Source organism: Marinobacterium sedimentorum (genome assembly GCF_024267675.1).
Classification (GTDB): domain Bacteria; phylum Pseudomonadota; class Gammaproteobacteria; order Pseudomonadales; family Balneatricaceae; genus Marinobacterium_A; species Marinobacterium_A sedimentorum.
This window is the reverse complement of the sequence record NZ_JALDYX010000020.1, coordinates 47,172-63,732: the sequence shown is the minus strand read 5'-3', so window position 1 is coordinate 63,732 and position 16,561 is coordinate 47,172. Positions and strand designations below refer to the sequence as shown.

14 protein-coding genes are annotated in these 16,561 nt (G+C 63.1%); all 14 read left to right on the top strand.

The genetic code is table 11. The features are described from left to right. The first annotated feature begins 418 nt into the window (after window positions 1-418). Window positions 419-2,719, top strand: a complete 2,301-nt coding sequence (locus MRS74_RS15980) for a phage tail sheath family protein (RefSeq protein ID WP_254581276.1) — start codon at window positions 419-421, stop codon at window positions 2,717-2,719. Window positions 2,720-2,738: 19 nt separating this feature from the next. Then, window positions 2,739-3,248 (top strand): phage tail protein, encoded by a 510-nt coding sequence (locus MRS74_RS15975; RefSeq protein WP_254581275.1) that lies wholly within the window; start codon window positions 2,739-2,741, stop codon window positions 3,246-3,248. Then, window positions 3,248-4,066: a hypothetical protein gene (locus MRS74_RS15970; RefSeq protein ID WP_254581274.1), complete on the top strand. Its 819-nt coding sequence runs from the start codon at window positions 3,248-3,250 to the stop codon at window positions 4,064-4,066. The genes MRS74_RS15975 and MRS74_RS15970 overlap by 1 nt, the downstream gene beginning before the upstream one ends. An 895-nt stretch (window positions 4,067-4,961) precedes the next feature. After that, a complete protein-coding gene (locus MRS74_RS15965; protein ID WP_254581273.1) occupies window positions 4,962-5,996 on the top strand; it encodes a Pvc16 family protein in 1,035 nt (344 codons plus the stop codon). Continuing rightward, window positions 5,996-7,348: an ATP-binding protein gene (locus MRS74_RS15960; protein WP_254581272.1), complete on the top strand. Its 1,353-nt coding sequence runs from the start codon at window positions 5,996-5,998 to the stop codon at window positions 7,346-7,348. Before MRS74_RS15965 ends, MRS74_RS15960 begins: the two co-directional genes overlap by 1 nt. Continuing rightward, entirely contained in the window at window positions 7,345-7,611 is a 267-nt protein-coding gene (locus MRS74_RS15955) for a hypothetical protein (protein ID WP_254581271.1), read from the top strand. Before MRS74_RS15960 ends, MRS74_RS15955 begins: the two co-directional genes overlap by 4 nt. 4 nt (window positions 7,612-7,615) lie before the next feature. Beyond that, window positions 7,616-8,269, top strand: a complete 654-nt coding sequence (locus tag MRS74_RS15950) for a CIS tube protein (RefSeq protein ID WP_254581270.1) — start codon at window positions 7,616-7,618, stop codon at window positions 8,267-8,269. Window positions 8,270-8,272: 3 nt separating this feature from the next. Next, on the top strand, window positions 8,273-8,551 hold the full coding sequence (locus MRS74_RS15945) for a hypothetical protein (RefSeq protein ID WP_254581269.1): 279 nt from the start codon (window positions 8,273-8,275) through the stop codon (window positions 8,549-8,551). A 2-nt stretch (window positions 8,552-8,553) separates the two neighbouring features. Next, entirely contained in the window at window positions 8,554-9,681 is a 1,128-nt protein-coding gene (locus MRS74_RS15940) for a phage late control D family protein (RefSeq protein ID WP_254581268.1), read from the top strand. Beyond that, window positions 9,681-10,487, top strand: a complete 807-nt coding sequence (locus tag MRS74_RS15935) for a phage baseplate assembly protein V (protein WP_254581267.1) — start codon at window positions 9,681-9,683, stop codon at window positions 10,485-10,487. The genes MRS74_RS15940 and MRS74_RS15935 overlap by 1 nt, the downstream gene beginning before the upstream one ends. Further along, complete coding sequence (locus tag MRS74_RS15930; protein WP_254581266.1) at window positions 10,484-10,873, top strand: GPW/gp25 family protein; 390 nt, start codon at window positions 10,484-10,486, stop codon at window positions 10,871-10,873. Before MRS74_RS15935 ends, MRS74_RS15930 begins: the two co-directional genes overlap by 4 nt. Further along, on the top strand, window positions 10,873-12,258 hold the full coding sequence (locus tag MRS74_RS15925) for a baseplate J/gp47 family protein (RefSeq protein WP_254581265.1): 1,386 nt from the start codon (window positions 10,873-10,875) through the stop codon (window positions 12,256-12,258). The genes MRS74_RS15930 and MRS74_RS15925 overlap by 1 nt, the downstream gene beginning before the upstream one ends. Beyond that, window positions 12,255-15,005 (top strand): baseplate J/gp47 family protein, encoded by a 2,751-nt coding sequence (locus tag MRS74_RS15920; RefSeq protein ID WP_254581264.1) that lies wholly within the window; start codon window positions 12,255-12,257, stop codon window positions 15,003-15,005. The genes MRS74_RS15925 and MRS74_RS15920 overlap by 4 nt, the downstream gene beginning before the upstream one ends. Then, window positions 15,005-16,558 (top strand): hypothetical protein, encoded by a 1,554-nt coding sequence (locus tag MRS74_RS15915; RefSeq protein WP_254581263.1) that lies wholly within the window; start codon window positions 15,005-15,007, stop codon window positions 16,556-16,558. Before MRS74_RS15920 ends, MRS74_RS15915 begins: the two co-directional genes overlap by 1 nt. Window positions 16,559-16,561 lie beyond the last annotated feature (3 nt).

Here is a 16,561-nt window from a genome sequence, read left to right as displayed (position 1 = left end):
AGCAACACCGCTGTGCCGCTCCAAATCCTGACAATACGACCGCTAATATAGCTATAGCCAGGCCAATAACGACCGCCTGATAAATAAATTTAATATCAGAAATATGTAGCCATAGCGCGACAAGCAGAACGCCCACTGACTCCAGCTAACAACAGCTTTTTAGAGTTAAACGCCAACAACCGTTCGGTTTGCACCCAGCTGTGAACCATATCAAAACCTATTCACACGCTTTTGAAAACACCGTGCAATATTCTCATCTTGGCGCCGGAATGACCTGAACTACGTTAATACAAGCGTTAGAAACCCGCCCACTCGTTGCAGTAAGGGATTAAGAATTCAGGGGAAACTGGGAAGCCCCGCGGTCTTGTACCCGCTCGCTTGCCGACTTCACCTGGACTTCACATTCAGGAGTCTGAGCATGGCAAGCTATCTACATCCCGGTGTCTATATCGAAGAAATTCCCAGTGGGGCAAGACCCATTGAAGGCGTTTCGACGTCTGTCACCGCCTTCGTCGGGGCCTGTTCGCGTGGCCCCTCCGGCGCCACTTTAATAGGCAAGTTTGACGACTATGTACGCGACTTCGGCGGTATCACCGGCGCCGATGACAGCATGGGGCTGGCGGTACAGGCCTTCTACCTCAACGGCGGCGGAGCCGCTTTTGTCTGCCGCCTGGCAGGTGAAGGATCCGCGGCTGCCACTGCCGGTATCAATGGCCAAGGTGCCGCTGGCGGCGCCTCACTCGCCAATGGCGGACTGGTCATCAGTGCCAAAAATGTCGGCGACTGGGGCAATGACATCTTCGTGCAGATTATCAAACCGGATGCGGATGCCGAGCTGTTCGACCTGGTGGCAGGACATCGCGAGGACGGCGAACTGGTGGTGGACGAAGGCTTCAGCAGTCTTTCGATGAACGCCGATTCGCCTGACTACGCCCTGACACGGGTCAACAGCGCATCCAATCTCCTCGCTCTTGCGCTGGGATCTGCGGTGGAAGCCAATTACCAGGCGGCCACTCTGACAGGCGGTGCACTGCCGGATCCGAATCCCTTTGCCGCTGCTAGCGGCAATCCGATGCTGATGAACCTGGCCATCAACGGGCTCCAGACCGAGCAGATCTCGGTGACCGTGTCCCCCGGTGACGATCCTGACGATGTCGCCAGCGCTATCGAGGGCGCTGTCCAGGCCCTGGGCCCGCAGGACGCTTACCAGACCTTCAGCGCAAGCTGGAGTGACGCCATGGACCGTTTCACCCTTACCGCCGCCGAGGACGACAGCCTGGCCTCGGTAGAGGTCTTCGGCGGTGGGCTTGCCGAACTGCTGCGCCTGACACCCGAGGATAGCGCCAGCATCACCGGGGCCGTCGTCGCCCCTGCTGACCTGCCTTTCGCAACCAGCGTTGCCGCTCTGGGCCTGGCCGACCTGACGCTCAGTGTCGACGGCCATGACGTCACCCTGTCGCTGGATACCGCCGCCCTTAACCTGACCGCTAACAACGATGCCTCAGGGGCCGCTATCGCTCTGGCCATTCAAAACGCGGTGCGGGCACAGGCCAATGGCCATGAATCGCTGGCCGCCTTTTCCGCGGGCTATAACGCCGGTACAACCCGGTTCAGCTTCACATCGGGCTCGTCAGCGGTGCGGGTATCGAGGATTCAGGTGACCGACGGCGCCCTCGCCGATATCCTCGGCATGAATGCCGCCGACAACCCCGTCGCCAGACTCGGGCGCCAGCGGGAACTGGGCACCGGCAACGTGACCCCCATAGAGAACCTCGGATTGCTGGATCAGGGCGTGCCATTGACCGGCGGCGTCGCCAACGCCCCCAGTGCAGCGGAATACGGCGCCTTCTATGCCAACAGCCTGCGCAAGATAAGGGACGTCAGCATTATCGTGCTGCCGGGCAACCCCTGGCCTGCGAGCGGCACCAACCCGATCATCACGCAAACGCTGGCCCACTGCGAAACCATGCGCAATCGCATGCTGATAGTGGATCCACCAGCGGGGCTGGAGCTGGACCAGGCCACCACGGTCAAGTCGCTGGGTCTGCCGACCTCCACCTACACCGTCTTCTACTATCCCTGGGTCAGCGTGGCGAACCCGGCCTATGACGCCGACCGCAATCCCACCGCGCCCAAAACCGTGGCTATTGCGCCGTCGCCCCTGGCGGCCGGTCAGTGGGCGCGCACCGATGCCCGTCGCGGAGTATGGAAAGCCCCCGCCGGTGTCGAGACGCAATTGAACGGTGTTGCCGCACTCCAGTTTGCCGCCGAAGACCTGGAGCAGGATCAGCTCAACCCGTTGGGGGTCAATGTCATTCGACGCCTGCCGGGATACAGCTCGGTGATCTGGGGCAGCCGCACCCTGGCAACCAAAGCCTCGCCGGAATGGCGCTATGTACCCGTACGCCGTACCGCAATCTTTATCGAGCAGAGCATCTACAACGGTATCCAGTGGGCGGTGTTCGAGCCCAACGACGAACCGCTCTGGGGTTCGTTGCGGGGCAATATCGGCTCGTTCATGAACGGCCTCTTCCGCGCCGGCGCTTTTCAGGGTGCCACCTCCGACCAGGCCTATTTCGTTCGCTGCAAACTCGGCGACACCATGACCCAGGGTGATATCGACCGCGGGCAGGTCATAGTGCAGGTCGGCTTTGCACCGTTAAAACCCGCCGAGTTCGTCATCATCCGCATCCAGCAGAAAGTTGGCGAACAATCCTGATTGAGCGAGGAGAGAGACCATGGCCGCACCCATTTTTCCCGTCAACACCCATCGCTACGACCCCTATCGCACCTTCATGTTCCAGGTGGTGATAGACGGCCAGGTCGTGGCGGGCCTGCGCAAGATGAGCGTATTGAAGAAAACCACGGAAGCCGTCAAATGGCGTTCGGCGGGTGACCCCGCCCACGAACGGGTCATGCCCGGCGGTACCAGTTACGAACCTGTGACCCTTGAGCAGGGGCTGACCCACGACCCGGTTTTCGAGAACTGGGCGAACCTGGTCAACAACTTCAAGGGCAACGCCGCCATGTCCCTGCTCAACTACCGCAAGGACATTACGCTCAATGTACTCAACCTGCAGGGCGTCCCTGTCATCAGTTACATGCTGCACCGCGCCTGGGTGTCGGAATACCAGGCACTGCCGGAATTCGACGCCGGCACCATGAATGCAGTGGGTATCCAGACCATCGTCCTGCAGCATGAGGGCTGGGAACGGGATTTGGCGATCACTGAACCGACGGAAAGCTGATGAACCACCAACCCTTGCCCGGCGGCCTCTATATCGACGGCACATTGCGACGGGACTACCGCTTTAACCCCCTGTGCGGCGCGCTGGAACTGTCACTGGCGGAGGCCGCCGCAGAAGAAGGCTGCACCGCAGACAAAGTGACCGCTGTGCTCGCCAGCGCCCTGGCAACACTGGCGGGGCGGGAGCCGGATACGCTCCTGGTGGCGACACTGGTGGTCGGTGATCGCCAGTTCCTGATGCGTCAACTGAGCGTCCTGCTGGACGACAGTCAGCGCTGGCTGTCGGCGCGCTGCACGGCCTGTGGCAGCATTTTTGACCTGAGCTACCGGCCCTCCATGCTGCCGGTAAAAAATGCCGGGCAAGGCTTCCCCGAAATGTCAGTGCAGATCGATGAGGTGTGTTACCGGCTAAGACTGCCCACGGGCGCCGACCAGTCCGGCCTGGATCTGGGCAAAAGCCGTGAAGAACAGCAACTGGAGTTGCTGGCCGGGCTGCTGCACCCCACCCCCGATTTATCAACACTGTCACCGCAGGATATTGAGAAACTGGACCAGGCCCTGGAATCCATGGCGCCGGAAGTCGCCCTGCAGATGCTGGCGCCCTGCCCCCACTGCCAGGCGGAAAACACCCTGGATCTGGACCCCTATCAGAGCCTGGACTCTGCGCCCGATGCCCTGCTCAGCGAGATTCATGTGCTGGCCAGCACCTATCACTGGTCCCAGCGGGAAATCCTCGATCTGCCGAGACGGCGGCGGCGTCACTATTTGCAACTGATCGACGGCAACCGGGACACTCGCGGCATGGAGACCGGACACTGATGGGCTATCTGGCAGATATTGTGGCTGATGCCCGGGAGCGGCATTTTGGTCAGTCGAACCCTGCGTATTGCGACGAGTCCGTTGAGTTAACCGTGCCAGGAGAGAGCGGCAAGGCTGCCATTCACCCAGACAGCCGCCCAGCCGAACCCCCTTTTCCGCCCAGGCCGAATAATGCCGTCACAGTGGATAGTGCCGAGACGCAAGGCCCTGATTCCCCGACCGCCCACGCAGAAAGACCTGGGCCGCCGCGCGCGAAAGACATCCCTGAAGCGGCCGCCCCGGCAAGCGCAGAACAGCCCCTTCACCAGTATTTACGTGACCTGAGCCAGCAAACCCTGGTTGCAAGATCCGAGAAAATCCTGACGCAACAGCAAAGCCCGGACGCCCCCTCAACGGCAAAGACGGACGCCAGTCCCACCAGGGCACAACAACAGGAATCGTCCTCAGACGGCCACGAAAACACACCGATTCCCGCAGCCAAAACAGCCACAGACACCCGGATGGACTCATCAGATAAATCTGCTGTTCCGCCTGTACAGGATAACGGATCCGCGCCACCCCCAACCCAAACGACTATCCAGCCGACACAGGAACATGACACCCGGACTGTGCATGATTCACAGGACCCGCAGCGGCGCCGGCCGCTCCCCCGTGACGCTGCAATAGATAACGGCAGGGATCGACGGTCACCACCCGCAGCGGCACATGCGCCTAAAAGGGAGCCGCACACATCAGCATCACCGCGCCAACCCCAGGCGCTCACCAGCGGCGTACCACAACTCAGGATTGAACAGATCAACGTGGTAGTGGAATCCACAAGACCCGATCAGGAGCGCCGCAGCGGGCTTGAGCGGGACAGCGACTCCGCCAGCCGATATTTCCTGAGGAGCCTGTAATGCCGCAGACGTCATCTTTATCAATCATCTGTCGAGAGGTCGAAAACTTCGTGCGCAACGGCCTCAATGCCGGCGGCAACGAGGTCTCGCTTAGCATAGGCGCGCCAGCGGACCTGCCAGCGGCCCCCGGCCACCGGGTCAACCTGTTTTTCTACCGCTTCGAGCCCGGCGGATTCGAGGCCGGGCTGCGACCGGGTGAGCCCTGGCGCATCCGGCTTTTTTGCCTCATTACCTCCTTTGCCATCGATGAGGACCCCATTGCCAGCGGCGAGAATGACCTCCGCTTTCTCGGCCACATCATGCAGCTGTTTCGCCAGACGCCGGTGCTGCAGCCGGTGGCCCTGGACGGTGAGGAGATTCGTCTCCAGGTCATTTTCAGCCCGGTGACGGACGAGCAGATCAACCAGGTCTGGTCTACCCAGGGCGACACCACCTACAGACCCTCGTTGATCTATGAAATGGCGCTGGCGGTGATCACACCGATAGAACCCGCCACTGAACCACCACGGGTCGCCGCCATAGGCCAGCAAGCCCTGGCCGACATGAGCGCCCGCCACGCCGGGTTTTCCGGCATTGTGGAGCATCCGGTTTTCCATCCGGTACGCATAAACGTCAACAATCCCCAGTGGCAGCCGGCGCTGTGCTGGCTCCTGGACGATATGTGCGCCCATACCCTGAGTTTCGACGTCGACAGTCCGGAATTCGCCGCCTTTACGCCCCAGGTCTGGCTGGCCGGCGTACCGGGTGAAGCGGTGCAGCTGAGCTGGAGAGTCTGGGACGGATCACTGTGGAGCGACAGCGGTGCCCCGGTAGCGGTGGCACCGAGCCACGACGCTATCACCCCTGACGCCATTCCAGCGCCGCAACCGGGCAGCTTCCCGCTGCCAGTTGCGCTGCCCTTTGCACTGGCGCCCGACCAGGACGCGGCACAGGCACTGCTGACAGCGAGCCGGGTGGTTACCCCCTTTGCGGGCGCCGCCCCCATCAGGCTGGAAAGTAATCCGCTACTGATCAACCTGTACCGGAGCAGCTGATGAACAGCCCGACGCCACAGCAAGCTCTGGAGAGCACACCGACCCTGGACGTTGAATGGCAGCGTCTGGAAGCCCTGGGGCGCTGCCTGCTCGCCACCCGATACGGTCGGGACCCCGACAGCGGCACGCTCGAACAACTGCAACAGCTGCAGGCGCAGGTGTGCACCCTGCGCGACGGGGCCTTCAGCCCCTGGCGCCGCCTGCTGCGATCCCAGGCGCCGGCCCTGGCCATGGATTTGCTGGCCTGTGTCATTGGCCCCCAGGCACATCCGCCTCTGGCCTGGATCTACCGGGATCTCAATGGCGGCCAGCACCATCACGCCAGCGCCGTGCTGATCCACGCCCTGCTTGCGTTGGATGTGGACGAGAACGAAACCCTGCACGCTTTGATCTGGAGCCTGGCCAGCGGTCCGGACCGGCTACTCACTATCAGCGAGGAGGATGTCACCGCGGCCATTCGCGCCGAACCCGGAACCCTGGCGCGGCTGCTGCAACGCCCCGAGGTAGCGTCCATTCCCGGCGCTACCCGCGTCAGTGGCAAGGCCGGGCTCGACGACCTGGTGCTGCCCCCTGACCGGATCTGCCTGTTGCGTGAATTTTCCTACCACTTCAAATACCGGGACAAAGTGGTTAACGGCTGGGGCGGGCGCGATTCGGGTGGCCCGGTGGCGCTTTTCAGCGGCGCCTCAGGCACCGGTAAAACATTCGCGGCACGGGTACTGGCAAACGAGCTGGGCTGGCCCCTGTATCGCGTCGACCTGGCCAGCCTGGTGAGCAAATATATCGGCGAAACCGAAAAAAACCTGTCACGCCTTTTCGACGCCGCCCACCAGAGACCCGTGGTTCTACTGTTTGATGAAGTAGACGCCCTGATGGGCAAGCGCGGAGAGATCAAGGATGCCCGGGATCGTTACGCCAACATGGAGGTCAGCTATCTGCTGACGCGGATGGAAACCCATGCGGGCCCCTGCATACTCACCACCAACCTGCGCTCGCAGCTGGACCAGGCGTTCCTGCGCCGCCTGCATCTGGTGGTGGAGTTCCCCAAACCCCAGGTGGCGGAACGTATCCGGCTGTGGCGCCTGCTGCTGCCGCCGCGTGCACCGCTGGCGCAGGACATCGATCTCGAACAGCTGGCGCAGGCGGTCAACCTTACCGGCGGGCAGATCCGCAACGCCGCGCTCTATGCCGCCTATCTGGCCGCCGCCGACGACAGCCCCATTGACCTGACCCACATCGCCACAGCCATCTGGCGGGAATTATCCAAAGAGCGGACACGGCTGCAACCGGGCGACCTGGGCCAGCTTGCAGCATACCTGCCCGAAGAACTGATCACGGAGGCGTCGGGATGATCGATGTCAGCATAGGCCGCATGAACCTGCGTTTGGCGCCCGTTTTCCGGGATCGCGCCAGCGCTATCGCCCGCGAAGTCGGTGTGGGCCTGCGCCACCAGTTTGCCCGTGACCTGGCGCTTGGCCTCAGGGAAACAAGCCTTGAAAACCTCGATGTGCCGCCCCTCACGCTGAATCCCGCCTTGAGCGACAAGCGCCTGGGGATGCAGATAGCCGCGGCCATCTGTCAGCAGCTGCGCGCCCGATCGGCACAGGAGATGTAGCACCATGGCAGTCAACCTCAGCCACGGCTTTCTGATGGAATACGGCTTCAACCTGCCGCCCCTGGTGCTGTACTTCGAGTTCAACCCCCAGTCCATCACCCGGACCCGCACTGTCAACATCACCATGGGCAACGCCCCGGGCGCGAAGGGGGGCTACGGCTTTAGCACACCGATGGACACCCCGCGGGTGGCCCAGGGCGTGTCCGTTGAACCGGAGAAATTCGATCTCACCATTTTGTTCGATGCCACCGACCGCATGGCGGACCCGAACGCCATCGGCCATATCAATGCCATTACCCTTGGCATAGAACCGGAACTGGACACCCTGCGCTGCATGGTGGAACCCAAATCCCAGGGCCCTGGGGGCTTTACCACCCTGGCCGCCCTGGGGCTGGGTGGCGCCCGGGCATTCCAGCGGGATACACACCCGTCTGTGCTGCTGCTTATCTGGGGCTCTCATATACTGCCGGTCTTCCTCACCAGTGTGCAGGTTGAGGAAACTGCCCACCTGCCTTCGCTGCAACCCTATCGTGCCAACGTCACCCTGAGCTTTCAGGTGATCGAAGGCGACAACCCGTTCTACAAGGTCGAGCAGGTTCGTCAGGCCGTCGGCGCGGCCCTGAACCTGGTGCCCACCATTGTGACTACGGTGATATGAATCATGTTGAGTAAAAAATCCCGTTACCGCAACACAGTCCGCTTTACGGACCCGGACATCTTTCCGGGATTGCAGACCCGCCCCATAGGCGCGGCCACCGGGGTCGTCGAACACGAAGTGGTGGAAGGCGACCGGCTGGATCAACTGGCGCAACACTACTACAAGGACTGCCGGCTGTGGTGGCGCATTGTCGATGCCAACCCGCACTTCTCCTGTCCCCGACTATTGCTCGATAAGGCCATGGTGGGCCGGGTGATCCTGATTCCCAGGGAGGGGGAATAGCCATGGCGCTCATCGACCTGCTTGGCGGCAGCACCCTGGGCCCGGCTGAATGCCGGGTGCTTATCGACAACAGCGAAGTTGACGACCTCTACCCGGCCCTGGCGCTGGTGGAGGTGGATGCCGACCGCAGCAGCTGGACCACCGCCAAACTGGAATTCGACACCCGCCGCATTGAGGACGGCAACTGGACCCTGGCCGACGACGAGCGCATCAAACCCTGGCGGGAAGTTCACATCAAAGCGGTGTTCGGCGACCAGGAGCAGTACCTGATGGCCGGCTACATCCGGCAGGTCAAACTGGAATGCCCCGAGGATCAGGGGGCCGCCAAGCTCATCGTGGAATGCCAGGACGCCTCGCTACTGATGGACAGGACCCACATCAACCAGGTATGGGCCGAGGATGACGCCACCACGGATGACAGCCAGATCGCCAGTGCCATCGCAAGGCGCAGCGGCCAGGACATCCGCTACCAGGGTCCGGTGTTTCCCATTCAGAACCTCAACCAGAACGCTACCGACCTGCGCTTCCTCAAGCAGCGGGCCGACACCAACGGCAGCGACATGATTTTCCTCGAAGACGCGCTCTACATTGGCCCCATGCGCCTCGACCTGGAGCCCCAGCCGGCGGTACTGGTCTATGCCGGCACGGATACCAACTGCATCAGCTTTGCCGTCGACGACGACGGCCACCAGCCCGACCGGGTGCTGTACCAACTGGCGGCGGAAACCGGCACCCAGCCCGAGGAAGAAACCGTCGAGCCCGACAGCACCCTGCTGGGTACGCGCCCGGCCACCAGCGAGGCCGCGGGGGACTTCACCTGGCAGGTGCCGCGGGCCGGGCGGGTATCGGACGAACAGGCGCGCGTCAGCGCACAGGCTGCCGCCAACAAGGCCGCCATGCGCATCAAGGGCTCCGGCGAACTGGATGGCAGCCGTTACGCCAATGTCCTGCGCATCGGCGAACCCGTGTTTGTCGATGGCACGGGTGAGCGCTACAGCGGCCGCTGGTACGTGGACGCCTGCACCCACCGCTTTGACAGCAACGGCTACAAAGTCAGCTTCAAATTACTGCGCAACGCCTATGGCGACGACCAGTCGGCAGCGGCCAATCCCCTGGCGGAGGTGGTGTGATGGATAACGTACTGCAGCGACTGGCAACAAATGCCCAGCACCAGGTATTCGGCAAGCACAGAGGCGTGGTGGTGGACAACCAGGATCCGGAGCACCGGGGCCGCCTGAAGCTGCAGGTGCCCTCCGTGCTCGGCAGCCAGACATCCAACTGGGCCCTGCCCTGCCTGCCCTTCGGGGGCCTCGATGGCCAGGGCTGTTACAGCATTCCCGAAGTCGACGCCCAGGTCTGGGTCGAATTCGAAGCCGGTAATATCGACCAGGCCATCTGGGTCGGCACCTTCTGGCAACCGGGCACCAGCCCCGGGAATGCGCCCCCCGAAAAACGGCTGTTCGCCACGCCCTCCGGTCATGTCATGGAATTCGATGACAGCAGCGGCGAGGAAAGCTTCCGCCTGACCCATCCGGCGGGCACCGAGTTGACCGTCACCCCGCAGGGCAGCGTCAACTGGACCGATGCCAGCGGTGCGGTTTTACATCTGGATGCACAGAACAACAGGGTGGAGTTGAACGACGCCTCCGGTAACCGGATCACCATGGACAGCAGCGGCACAGTGATCCAGGACAGCAACGGCAACAGCACCGAGATGGCGGCCGCCGGGATCACCATCAAGGGCACCACCATCAAGATCGAAGGCCAGCAGGTGGCCATTGGCGGCAGCGGCGGGGAGGCCCTGATCAAGGCCCAGACCTTCCTTTCGCTGTTTAACTCCCACACACATGCCTGCACCGCGCCGGGATCACCTTCAGGACCACCGATTCCGCCGCTCACCCCCGCCGTCATGACCCTGAAGACCACCGCATCATGAGCACGCAACTGAACAAACAGGATTTCCTGCGCTTTCCGCTCAAGATCGCGGCAGGCGGCGGCGTCAGCAGCGACCGCCGCCAGCATGTGCGGGAGCAGATCGAGCAGATACTGTTCACCAATCCCGGCGAGCGCTGGTTCAGGCCCGAATTCGGCATCGGCGTGCGGGCGCTGATCTTCGAACCCAATAATCAGTCGCTGGCGGACATCACCAACAAGCGGCTAACCGCTGCCCTGATCGATGCCCTGAAGGGCGAGGTTGTGCCACAAAGCCTGGACGTGTCCGTCGAGCCCGCCGGAGAAAAACTCGTCATCACCATCGCCTACACCCTGGCCGCCATTAACCACACCGAAAAACTGCGCTTTGCTGAAGGGGGAGCACTCTGATGGCGGACGCACCGAAACAGGCGCTGAGCTTTCACAACCACTGTGGCGACTGCGGCCGCCGCGAGGCCGTTCTGCCCGACGCCCTGCCGCGCCTGGGTGACGATTTCGACTGGCTGCAGCGGGACTACGATGGCTTTCGCCTCGCCATGCTGGAGGAACTGGCCGCCCGCTTCCCGGAACGCAGGCACTGGACGCCGGCGGATATGGAAGTGGTGCTGGTCGAAGCATTCTCGGTGCTGCTGGATCAGTACTCGGACAGCCTGGATCGCAGCCAGGCCGAGGCTTACCTGGAAACGGCGCGACGCCCGGACAGCGTCCGCAAACTGCTCGCCATGATCGGTTACGACGCCATGGCACAGGCCCCGTCCCAGGCGGCCATACCCGAACCCGTGCCCGGTTTCGACGAGAGCCCGGAGGTTCGTCTGCGCAGGATGGTGGCATTTTTACCGGCGTTTCGGGCCTTGAGACCAGAGCTCGAGGAGGCCTTGCTATCAGTCCCCCCCTCGGATCAGCAGCGGGTACTGGCATTTTTAGCGGAATCCAACACCGCCGATGCCAGTGTCATGGACAGCGTGCAGGATTTGCTGGACAGCGCACCGGACTTCGTCCGTCGATGCCGGCGCTACACCCTGGATCGCTTCTGGACCCTGTACCCCAACGCCATGGACCAGGCACGCCGCGACGGCCCCAGGCAGCTCCATCGCCAGCGGCGCATGGTGACCCTGCCGGATTACGGCAACCTCGCCGAACACCCGCTGGTACTGCGGGCGCAGGCCTCCAGCCGCTGGTCCGGCGCCTGGCAAACCATAGAGGTGGCGGTGACATTGCTTGAGGACATTCCGCTGGATCTGGAGACCCTGGCGGCCGAACTCGGGGCCGCATTTCCACGGTTTCAGTACGAGGTCGAAGCCTTTCATCGGGTCAACAAGCTACTGCCGCCCCACTGGGCGCCGGATATCAGCGCCCGCACCTTGTTAAGACCCCTGGTGGATCGCTGGCGCATGGCGGGCCAGGAGGTTTTCCTGCGGGACGCCGAACGCATTGGCATCGATATTTCCCTGGCGGTGCGCGCCGCCAGCAATTACTACCAGTCCGAAATCCGCCGCGCCCTGGAGGACTGCATTCGAGACTTTTTCGCGCCGGGCCGAATGCAGTTTGGGGAAGACATTCACGCCAGCGATATCGTGGAACGGGTGATGGCGCTCGACGGGGTCGATGCTATCTGCCTCAACCGCTTCAAGCGGGTCGGCAAACGCTGGCCGGACCAGTCCGGTGCAGGACTGATTCGGCTCGACGGCATCGAAATCGCCATCTGCGACAGCCTGCCGGGGGCGCCTGAGCGGGGCAGCCTGCGCATCACCGTACAGGGAGGGCAAAGGGGATGAAAGACCGCCTGCAGCGCAAGGATCTTACCCGCTGGAACCGCGCCGGCCTATCGCGGCTGCGCTACCTGGACGGCAATGCCATCACCCACCTCGAAACCCTGCGCCAGGGACTGGCACAGGCCTTCAATTCCGGACCTGAGGCACAGTGGCCCGAGCTGGAAATCGATGCGCCATCCGGCGCGGCAAACACTGAAGCTGAGCGCCTGCGCGAGCAATACCATGGGCCGCGGCGGGACTACGTCTGGGAGATCATGCGCTCCCTGGCCCGCTCCGCCCATGTGCTGACGGAGCATATCGATGCCAACAGCAACGAAACCTTCCTCGCCACCGCCACCGAATGGGAGAGCCTGCGCAAGCTGGTGGCCCTGCTCAATTACCGGCCGGCCCCCCAGTCATCAGCCGGCACCGCGCTGGCATTACTGGCGGCCAAAGATGTCAGCGGCACCTTTGACAAGGGCTTTGGCGTAAAAACCAAACCGGACGACGGCTCCCCACCGGTGATCTTTGAAACCCTCGAGGAGCTTGATATTGACGCCGCCCTGAACACGCTGAGGGCGGCGAACTGGAACCGCTCGACGGCAGCGCTGGCGCAAAGCGGCGATATCATCAGCTTCCCGCTGACGGCGGCCCTTAAAGGCGCGTCGGTGGGCGATGTCGGTGTCCTGGCCTGTGACAACGACCTTGTCGCGGTGAGCCTCGTCGACATGAACGCCGGCGAACTGCAGCTCCAGCTGCACAGTCCGGCTCCCGGCTGGCCCGCCGAGGCGCCGCTGGCCGACACGACATTGTGGCTGACGGCCCGCTCGCGCAGAGCACCGAAGATATCCGGTCAGAATGTGGTCAGCCTGTCCCCCGGCGGTATTCCGGTAGCGGATGGCTCCGTGCTGATCTGGATGGACGGCGGCAACTGGCAGGCCGCCCGCGTCGACCTGTCCGAGGGTTCCCGCCTGCTGCTCGACCGCAATGGCCCCCCGGCAGGCACGCAGGTCTTCCTGGCGCTGGAGGCCCAGCGCCAGCTCTACTCGCTCGCGGACGGGGACAAACACCGCATCATCCTGCCCCTTGCATCCGACCGCCAGTCCGGCGCCCTGTTTCGTACGGCATTAAATCGCATCAATGAATCCTCGGTTGCAACCCTCACCGACGTGTATGACTACCTTGAAGAACCCGCCTATACGCTGCTGTATTACACCACCGCTGAGCAGTCCCTGGGCACGGTTTCCAATGCCAGCCAGCAGTCGGTGGAGCTGAGCGGCAAGGCGGAATCCCTGAGTACCGGCGACCTGCTGGTGATCGAGGATCACGCTGGTGAGTTTTCAGCTGCACGCCTCGAATCACTGGATGCCGGCGCGGACTCGGTGTTGCTCGAACTGGCGCCATCCCCCAGCGGCGCGGCCTTGATCCACGGCAATTTCAAACATCAACTGCGCCCCGTGGGCTTTGACCGCAACACGGACCCCATCCAGGATGGGGATAACACTATCAGCCTGCACATGCTGCCCGAGGTCCTGAAACCCGGCCGCACGGTCATTGTCAGTAATGGCGAGCGCGCCCAGCAGGCCCTGGTCACCCTGGTTGATCGCGAGCATGGCAAGATACGGCTCCACCCCCCCGTCCAGGGATTTGCCGCCTGGAATACGCTGATCTATGGCAATGCCATCGCCTCGGGGCACGGCGAAACCGCCAACGAAAAGGTACTGGGCTCGGGCGACGCCAGCCTCAGCCACCAGACCTTCGAACTCAAGGTGGACGATCTCAGCCATGTTGCGGACCCCGCCTTTAATCAGGGTGTAAGAGCCGACATAGAGGTCAGGGTCGACGGACGCCGCTGGCAGCAGGTGGACAGCCTCGACCTTTCCGGCCCGGAAGAACACCACTACGCGGTAATCCAGCTTCAGAGCGGCAATGTCACCCTGTGCTTCGGCGATGGCCGCCACGGGCGCCGCCTGCCCACCGGCAATAACAATGTTCGCGCCCGCTACAGACGCGGCGCAGGCCTGTCGGGCAACATCGGCCCCGGCGCGCTCGTCAAAACAGTCAGCTCTCACCCCTGGATAGACGACTTCCTGCAACCCATAGCGGCAAGCGGTGGCAATGACAGGGAAGATACCTCAACCCTGCGGGACAACGCCCCGGCCTCCACCCTGGCACTGGGGCGGGCCGTGTCCCTGGTGGACTTCCAGCACCTGGCCACCAGCCAGGCCGGTGTCTGGCAGGCCCGGGCCTTCCGGCCACCGCCAGACGGGCGGCCCGGCGAGATTGTCCGGGTCGTCGTCCTGCCGGCAGGCGGTGGCGAGCTGGGCACCCTGCAAGGAGATTTGCAGACGTTTCTGCAGCAACGGGCGGAGCCCCAGGTTCAGGTGGACATTGCGCCCTGGCAGCCGCTGATATTTTCCGTCGACATCAGCGTGGCGGTGGACAGCCGGGCATTCCAGCCTGAACTTGTAGTCGACGCCGTGCGCGACGCCCTGCTGGAGACCTTTTCGCTGAGCCGACGCAAGCTGGGCGCGCCCCTGTTCCGCTCGCAAATCATGGCGGCCATCGAGAGCGTCGAGGGCGTCAGCAATTGCAGCCTGGTTATAAGCCCCCTGCTGGTGGATGGCGAGGGCAACGCGGCCACCGCCGCCAGAACCGTGCGGGCCGCCGATGATTCCATCCGCCGCATTAACGCGGGCCCGGGGCAATTGCTGCACCTGGACGAGGCGTTATCCCAGATCACCGTCAGCAGCCATGAGTGGAGTTTGTGATGCCGCAGAATAACCTGGAAGGCGCCGCTGCCGCCCTTTACGCCATAGTTCCGGCGCTCTACCGCAACCGGGACACCGGCGACCTGCAGAAGCTGTTTGCAGGCGCCGGTCAGCTGCTGGATCAGATCGAGCAGACCCTGCGCCAGCGCCTTGCCGATAATTTCATCGTCGAGCCGGAACAGGGCGAGCCGCCGCTGCAGGACTGGCTGATCCCCTATTTCGCCGACCTCTTCGATGTCCGCCTGGTGTCACCCACCGCCGAGGGTCGCCGCGCCGAAGTCGCCAATGCCGTTGCCTGGCGCCAGGGCAAAGGCAGCTTGCAAACCCTGGAGGCAATTGCCGAGTCCATCGCCGGCCTCGAAGTGGTGGTCCACGAAGGCTGGCAACGGGTCGCCACTACCCCGAGACTGAATAGCCCGCTGATTTCCGCCCGCTATTATGGCTACGCCCAGGATGCACCGGACGCGCCGCCCTCGTTCGCAGCGCTGCACCCCGGGCTCCCGGCGGTAACCCCCGACATCTCGCGACCGTCCGGTGCCGTCAAGGCGGAACAGGGACCCGGCAGCCAGCAAAGCACGCTAGACGGCAAGACCCATGTCTGGCGGCAGGCCAGCCGGCACGGCGCGCCCTGTCATCCCGGCGCCTTTGACGACCTGTCCCGTCGCACCGTCGATATCCGCTGTCCGGACTGGCAAACCGGGCATCACCATCCTGCCAATATCCTGCTTTACACGGCGCCGCCGCCGGGCTTTTTCCAGGCGCCTATCACTACCGTGCTGTGGCAGGAGGAACCCGGGGCGGCCTTTGTGGAAAACATTGAAATTATCGAGCAGCCGGGCCTGCGGATTTATCGTAACCGCTCCTTTGGTCGGGACGATTTCAGGCCCGTGCGCATCCGGCGGGTCATTAAACTATTGCAGCAGGACAGCGGTGTCGGACCTGCCGATGCACTCCGCGTCCGTTTCGAGGGGCTGATTCTGGACAACACCCTGGAACTCGATGGCGGTCGTGTGGAATTTGTCGACTGCGCCGTGCGACGGGTGGAAACCCACGCCATCGACCTCGACGAGCCAGTGATTTGCGCCCGCAACACCCTGTTCAAAAGCCTGCAGGGCGCGCGGGCGCTGACCCGTCTGGAATATTGCACAGTGCTGGAGACCTGTTTCACCGAACAGCTGCAGGCATCGGACTGCATCTTCACCGGGACCCTCAAGCGCGATCACGACAGCGACGAGCCCCCCAGGGCCGGCTGCCTGCGCTTTTGCGTTGTGCCCGCCGAACAGCCTAGCGGCGATCTCAGGCTGCACGCCTGCACCACCGAAGCGCCAGTATATTTCAGCGGCCGCTTCGGTGAGCGCAGCTGCGCCGTATTGCACCCGGCGAGTCCCGACGCTGTAAAACACGCCGCCGAGGATGGCACCGAGCCCGGCTGCTACCACGATTATTACCTGACCCGGTTGTTTGAAGCCGTGGTCGAGAAGCTGGACGATTTTCTACCCATGGGACGGCGCGCGGTATTGATACCCGATCCGCAACTGCTGCAACTGCCATGAATT